Below are 7678 nucleotides of genomic sequence, written 5' to 3' on the forward strand. Positions count from 1 at the left end.
ATTGCCAGATGCCCTCAGAGCATCTCACGCCCCTCGCCGGAACCCCGTGGCACGTGTGGCGTTCAGCGCTGCTGCGGTCGGCCGGATTCCCAGTGGCCGGGATGCAGCGGTTCGCCGCGCCCGCGCTCGCGGCGGCCGCCGACAGCTTTCTCACCGGTGCCTGCGGCGCGGACACCTTCGAGGCCGCGTTCGACGCCGCCGCAGCGGATCTCGGCCGGGCCGTCTACGACATCGCCTGCGACGATACGTTCCGCACTGCGCTGGCCTGGCAGAATCCGGGCGTCCTGCTCGCGGTCGACGCGATCCGGCGCGACGGCCCGCACGCCCCGCGCAATCTGCGTCGACGGCACCGCGAGGAGGTCATCGCGAAATACTGGCAGCGTTACTGCCTCAAGAACGACACCGTCGGTTTCTTCGGTCCCATCTGCTGGACCGAACTGGGCGGCCCCGGTCCGGTCGCCACGGTGCGCCCGGGTGCGGCTTTGACGCGTACCCGCCGGGTTTTTCTGGAGCGGTGGGCGCTGGACGCGCTCGGCGCGGCCTTCGCCCGCGCGGAGGGCGTGCGGGACTGGCTGCCGGTGCGGCTGGCGCCCCAGCTGACGCTGCGGGGCGGGGTGCTGCTGCATCCGCACCGCGCGCCGCAGGCGCTGCCGGCGGCGGCGGCCGCGCTGCTCGCTCTGGCGCAGCGGCGATCGCGCGTCGCGGACCTCGCCTCCGCGCTGGTCGCGGACCCGGCGAGTGGGTTCCGCCGCGCCGCCGACGTGTACGCGCAGCTCGACGAACTCGCCGAGCGGGGCGTGCTGCGGATCGGGTTCGACCTGCCGATCGACCTCACCGCCGAGGATGTGCTGCGCGAACAGCTCGCCGCGATCGGCGACGACCTGGTCCGTGAACGGGTGCTCGGTGAGCTGGCCACCATCAGCGCGCTGCGCGACGCGGTGGCCGCCGCCGACGGTCCGGACGCCCTGGCGGCAGCCATGTCCGCGCTGGAGCGCAAGTTCGTCGAGCTGACCGGTCAGGCCGCGCGGCAGCACCCCGGTGAGGTGTACGCGGGGCGTACTCTGTGCCACCTGGAAACCGTGCGCGACCTGGACATCAGCTTCGGTGACACGCTGCTGGAACGGCTTGCTCCGGTGGAGCCGCTGCTGGTGTCGGTCCGGTGGTTGACGGCAGCGATCGGCGACGCGTACGCCGAAGCGTTGGCCGCCCTCTACCGCGACCTGTCGGCCGATTCGGCCATTGCGGACGTTCCCCTGCCCGACCTGTGGTTCCTGGCTCAGGCGGTCGTGTTCGGGGCAAACCCGCCCAGCGCCGCCGTCGCCGCCGATTTTCTGGCCCGGTGGGCGAAGGTGCTTGGCCTGGCCGACGCCGATGCCGACGCCCGGGAGCTGCGGTTCGACGCCGCCGAGCTGACCGAGCGGGTCGCCGCGGCGTTCACGGCCACCGCGCCCGGCTGGGCCGCCGCCCGGATTCACAGCCCCGACGTGCATCTCTGCGCCCCGGACGAGGCGGCCCTGCTGCGGGGAGACTTCACCGTCGTGCTCGGCGAACTACACGTGGCCCTGGCCGCGTTCGACACGCACTTTTTCGCGTACGGGCACCCGGAACCGCGGCGGTTGCGGGACGGTATGCGGGCTGACCTGCCCGAGGGCCGGGTGCGGCTGCTGGCCCCGGTGGACTGGCCCCGGCACACGGCCCGCATCGCGGAATGGCTGCACGGACCCGCGGACGCGCAGCTCGGCTTCGTCAGCGCCCCCGGCGCCGACCCGGACCGCCTCGTACCGATCACCGGCCTCACCGTGCGGCCCGAAGCCGACGGCAGCCTGCGGGTGCACGCGGGCGACGGTCGGCAGTGGCCGCTGCTGGAGGTGTTCGCGCCGCTGTTCGACTACCAGGTGTTCGACACGTGGAAGCTGGCCGGGAACGCCGGGCATACCCCACGTATCGTCGTCGACGGACTCGTGCTGGTCCGCGAGACGTGGCGCACGACGGTCGGCGACACCGGGCTGCACAAGGTGAAGGGCGAGCGGGAACGCTACCTCGCGGTGCGGCGCTGGAGGCTCGCCCTCGGCCTGCCCGAGCAGATCTTCGTCCGGGTCGACACCGAGCTCAAACCCAGCTTCGTCGACCTGACCAGCGGCGTCTACACCCGGCTGCTGTGCACCCTGCTGCGCGGCGCGCACTCCAAGGGCGGCGACGGGATCGGGCTGACCATCACCGAGTTGCTGCCCGGCCCGGACGACGCCTGGCTGACCGACGCGGCCGGCCAGGCGTACGCCTCGGAACTGCGGCTACAGATCGTCGACCCGGCGGCGGCGCAGCTGCGGTAGCCACTCGGTCGCATCCGCCGGAGCGTCGGGGGTCTCGGTGTCGAACAGGCGCAACCGGCGCTGGCCGTAGGCGCCCAGCGACACCACGGCCAGGGCCAGCCCGGACATGACGAACGCGAACCCGAGCCCTCGGCCGGCGCCGGTCCCGATCAGGGCACCGACGCTGTCGGCCAGGGCGCCGCCCGGAGCGAACATCGGCTCCAGCACCGACCCGCTCAGCGGCACCAGTACGGCGAAGCCCAGCGGCAACGTCGCCCAGGTCAGCGTCTGGATGATCGCCAGCACCCGGCCGTGGAACCGCTGTGGCACCTTCACCTGGATGATCGACAGGTAGATGCCGTTGTGCAGGCCCAGGCCCAGTCCCACGCCGAAGCTGCCGAGCGCGACCAGCACAAGGTTCGGGCGTACGCCGCTGAGCACCAGGCTGATCGCGACCCCGAACGCGATCGCGATCAGGGCGGGCATCCGGCGCCTGGTCGGGCCACCCCATGCCGCGATCACGAGTCCGCCCAGGACAGCGCCCAGCGCCTCGGCGAACGCGACCGTGCCGACCTGGCCCATCGTGCCGAACGCGAGCACCATCGGCGGCACCAGCAGCAGGCTGGACAGGCACAGGTTGTAGAGCGAGAAGAAGCCCAGCATGGCCCGGAACCCGGGCTCCGCCCACGCCATCCGCGCCCCGCCGATCAACTCGGCCAGGAACGGCTCCTTGCGGCGGCGGCCGAGCAGCTTGGGAAACTTCACCGCCGCGAGCACGGTCATCGCGACGGCGTAGCTCACGATGTCGATCAGCAGTATGCCGGTCAGGTCGATCGCCGCGAGCAGGCCTGCCGCCAGCAGCGGCACCGCCAGCGAGCTGAGCCCCACGGCCAGTTGGGCGATACCGTTGGCGTGCCCCAGGTAGCGCTTCGGCATGACCTGCGGGATGGCGGCCAGGTAGGTGATGCGCTGGAACACCGACGCCGCGCCGAGCACACAGACCAGGGTGTAGACGGCGGCCAGCCCCAGCTGATCGGTCCACAGCAGCGTGGCCAGCAGCGCCTCCGCGGTCACCGCGGCCGCGCACGCGGCGAGCAGCGCCTTGCGCCGGTCGAACCGGTCCGCGACGGCACCCGCGACCGGCAGCGTCAGCAGTGCCGGGAGGTAGGCGATCACCCCGGACAGCCCGAACGACAGCATCGACCCGGTGGTCAGGTAGACCCAGACGGGTACGGCCCACTGGGTCAGCGCCGAGCCGGTGGCCGAGATCAGCTGGCTGGCGGTGAGCGCCAGGAAGCGGCGTACGGCGGGCTGCGCGCCGGCATCGGCTGTGACGGGGTCGGTGCTGGTGGCGGCTAGTTCCCAGGCGTCACCGGCGAGCCGGTCCGCGGTGGCCTGCGCGGTGGAGGGCTCGGCCAGACGGAGATGGGTCTGGGTGACCACCTCGGCGAGCGCCTTGGCCCGCTGCTTGATGAAGTAGTGCCCGGCCTGGTCGAGGACCACCAGCGCGGTGGATTCGCCGAGGAAGCTCCACTCGCGGTAGCGCTCCTCGTAGTACTCGGTGAGCATGTCGTGGGTACCCACGACGGAGATCACCGGCGCGGCCACCTGGACCGGCTCAGCCTCCAGCCACTCGGTGAACTTCTCCTGCGCCTCGGCGGCCTCCCGCCGCACGTGGTAGACGAACCGGTCGACCTGCGCCTGGTCCAGGTCGGCCAGCTCGGCGCCGATCGAGCGTAGGAACGTCTCGTAACGCCGGTCTGCGCCACGGGAATCGACCCAGTCGACCAGGCGGCCGAGCATGTTGTCCGGCCGGGCCGTCGGGAACACGCCGCCCGCGTAGATCGCTTCGATCGGGCGGCCCTGCTCGTGCAGCCGCCGGGCGATACCGGTCAGCAGGGCGCCGCCGACGCAGTGGCCGTACAGGACCAGCGGGCCGTGCACCCGGTCCTGGATCTCGGCCACGCACCGGTCGACCAGTTCATCGAACGGCAGCTCCGTGTCGCTGACCCCGACGTCATGTCCCGGGACCGCCACTGAGAACAGCGTGTGCCCGGGCGGCAGTTCGTCCGCGAGCGGCTGGTAGATGCTGGCCAGCCCGCCACCATAGGGTACGCACACGTAGGACCGCACCCGCTGCCCCGCCGGGACCGGCTTGGTCAGTTCGTAGAGCAGCGGCCGCCGGCGCTCCTGGTCCGTCGGGCCGTCGATCAGCGCGGCCAGCCCCTGCACGGTGGAGTGCTGGAACACGTCCATCACGCCGACGTCGATGTGCCCGTACGCGTCGCGCAGCTTGGCCAGCATCCGGATCGCCAGCAGCGAATGCCCGCCCAGTTCGAAGAAGTCGTCGTCGAGCCCGACGTCCTTGACCCCCAGCACGTCCTGCCAGGCGGCGGCGATGGCCTGCTCGACCGGGGTGACCGGTGGCCGGCGCACGGCGGCGGGTCTGCCGTCGTGCACGGGCGCGGGCAGCGCGGCGGTGTCCAGCTTTCCGTTGGCAGACAGGGGCAGCGCGTCCAGCGGCACGAACGCCGACGGCACCATGTATTCCGGCAGCAGCCGCTTCAGCGCCTCCCGCAGCGCGGCCTGGTCCAGGGCCTCGGTCCCCGCTGCCAGCGTCACGTACGCCACCAGCCGCTGTTCGGCGGGCGTGGCGCCGCGTACGGCGACGGCGGCGGAGCCGATGCCCGGCTGCTCGCGCAGCACGGCGACGATCTCCCCCAGCTCGATCCGCAAGCCACGCAGTTTCACCTGGTCATCGATGCGGCCGAGGAACTCCAGCGTGCCGTCGGTGCGCCAGCGGGCCAGGTCACCCGTGGCGTAGAGCCGCCCGCCGGTGTCGTCGAACGGGTCGGGGACGAACGTGCGGGCGGTGAGTTCGGGGCGGTGCAGGTAGCCCCGGGCCACCTGCACCCCGCCGAGGTAGAGCTGCCCGGCGACGCCGACCGGCACCGGCTGCAAAGCCTGGTCGAGCACGTAGGTACGGACGTTACGGATGGGCCCGCCGATCGGCACCCGGGTGACCCCGGCCAGCGCGATGGGCGTAGCCGCCCAGGCGGTGACGTCGATCGCGGCCTCGGTGGGCCCGTAGAGGTTGTGCAGCGTGGCGGCCGGGAGGGCGGCCACGGTCCGGCGGGCGAGGTCGAGCGGCAGCTCTTCGCCGCTGCACACGATCCGCCGCAGTGACCCGCACCGGGCGCGGTCGGCGGGACCGGCCGTGGCCAGGAAGGCGTCCAGCATCGATGGGACGAAGTGGACGGTGCTGATCTGCTCCCGCTCGATCAGATCCCGCAGGTACGCCGGGTCGCGGTGTCCACCGGGCTGGGCCAGTACCAGCCGGGCACCCACGATGAGCGGCCAGAACACCTCCCACACCGACACGTCGAACCCGATCGGCGTCTTGTGCAGCACGGCGTCGTCCGGTCCGAGCTCGAAGGCGTCCTGCATCCAGTCGAGCCGGTTGACGATGCCGGCGTGTTCGTTGATCACGCCTTTCGGTCGCCCGGTGGACCCTGACGTGTAGATCAGGTACGCCGCGTTGCCTGGCCCGGCGGCTACGCCCGCAGCGGTCTCGGGCTGGTCCGGACCGGTCAGCGGCAGCACCACGCCCGGTACCGCCAACCCCTCCGGCACCTCGTCGGCCAGCAGCACCTCGGCACCGGCGTCCGCGAGCATGTAGGCCAGCCGCTGCGCCGGATAATCCGGATCCAACGGCAGGTACGCCGCACCGGCCCGGTGAACGCCGAGCAACCCGGCGACCAGGCGGCTGGAGCGGGGCTCGTGGATGGCGACGATCGACTCAGGCCCCACGCCGTGCGCGATCAGTCGGCGTGCCACCTGCTCGGCGGCGGCGGACAACTCGGCGTAGGTCAGCCGGGTGCCGCCGTCGACCAGCGCGACCGCGTCCGGCGTACGCCGGGCCTGGCCGTCGAACAGTTCCGCCAGGGTGGTCTGGCGCACCGGGGCGTCGGTGGCGTTCCAGCCGGTCACGACCCGGGCGCGCTCGGCGTCCGACATGATCGGCAGCGCGCCCACCCTGGTCCGCGGCGCCGCGGCAGCGGCCGCGAGCAGCAGCAGGTAGCGGTCCGCGAACGCCTCCATGGTGGCGGCCTCGAACAGTGCGGTGTTGTACTCCAGCCGCAGTTCGTCCCCGGCGATCTCCAGCGACAGGTCGTCCATGGCGCCGCCGAACGCCTCACCGCGGCCGGTCGGCAGATGGTGGAACGTGACCTGATACAGCGGCGGTACGCCGGGGTCGCGCCGCACCGCCAGGTCCTCGACGAGCTTCTGGAACGGCATGTCCTGGTGGTCCCACGCGTCGAGCACGACGTGGCGCACCCGGCGGACCAGGGTCAGGAACGGCGGATCACCGGAAACGTCGACCCGCAGCGTCAGCATGTTCATGAACATGCCCAGCAGCGGCGCCAACTCGGTACGATCGCGGCCTACCACCGGCATGCCGACCACGATGTCGTCGCTGCCCGACAGCCGGTGCAGCAGCGCGACATAGGCCGCCAGCTGCACCATGAACGGGGTTGCGGCGGCCTGCTGGGACAGCTCGGGTAGCGCCTGCGTCAGGCCTTCGGGCAGGGTGCGGCGTATGTCGCTGCCGCTGAACGTGCGAGTCGACGGGCGCGGATGGTCGGTGGTCAGCGCGTGCACGGCGGGCAGGCCGGTCAGCGTCTGGCGCCAGTAGTCGCGCAGCTGACCCCACCGAGGGCCGTCGAGGCGATCGCGTTCCCAGGCGGCGTAGTCGGCGTACTGGATGGGCAGGTCGGGCAGGTCCGGCGCCCGGCCCGCGACGGCAGCGGCGCACAGCTCAGTCAGCTCGGCACGCAGGTTGAGCAGTGAGGTGCCGTCAAGGATGACGTGGTGCCCGGCGAACAGCATCCACCAGGTGTCCGCGCCGAGCCGCAGCAGCCGCGCCCGCCACAGCGGTGCGCTGTCCGTCGGCAGGTCGAGGCGGGCGTACTCGGCGACGATCTCGGTGCGGGCGCGTTCCCGGTCCGGCTCGGTCAGCCCGGACAGGTCGGTCACCGGCAGCTCGATCGGCACGGTGGGGTGGATGTCCTGGTAGAGCTCGCCGTCGGTCAGGCGCAGGGTGGTGCGCATGGCCTCGTGCCGTTCGGTGACCGCCCGCAGCGCGGCGAGCGCCTGCTCCGGCCCCGCGCCGGGCGGCAGGGTGACCGCATCGGTCATCGTGAACAGCGGCTGCGCGGGGCTGAGCTGGGCGGTGAACCAGACCCGCTCCTGAGCGTAGGAGGCGGGGACGGTGTAGACGTCGCCCACCGCCGTGAGGTCGTGCCGCACCTCGGTCACGCCGGATCCTCCTCGGCATGCTCTCCTGGCCCTTGCTGCGCTGCGGTGCA

General features: G+C 72.3%; 2 protein-coding genes. One reads left to right on the forward strand and one right to left on the reverse strand.

Annotated features, from left to right (window positions below; translation table 11 throughout):
• The first annotated feature begins 8 nt into the window (after window positions 1-8).
• Complete coding sequence (locus ACFYM6_RS21255; RefSeq protein WP_387277901.1) at window positions 9-2330, forward strand: lantibiotic dehydratase; 2322 nt, start codon at window positions 9-11, stop codon at window positions 2328-2330.
• Here ACFYM6_RS21255 and ACFYM6_RS21260 read toward each other — a convergent pair.
• Window positions 2292-7628 carry an amino acid adenylation domain-containing protein gene (locus ACFYM6_RS21260; RefSeq protein WP_387277902.1) on the reverse strand — a complete coding sequence of 1779 codons (5337 nt, stop codon included), beginning with the start codon at window positions 7626-7628 and terminating at the stop codon, window positions 2292-2294. The two genes, ACFYM6_RS21255 and ACFYM6_RS21260, sit on opposite strands and share 39 nt — an antisense overlap.
• Between the last annotated feature and the right edge of the window lie 50 nt (window positions 7629-7678).

This window comes from Micromonospora sp. NPDC006431, from assembly GCF_042870725.1.
Lineage (GTDB): Bacteria > Actinomycetota > Actinomycetes > Mycobacteriales > Micromonosporaceae > Micromonospora.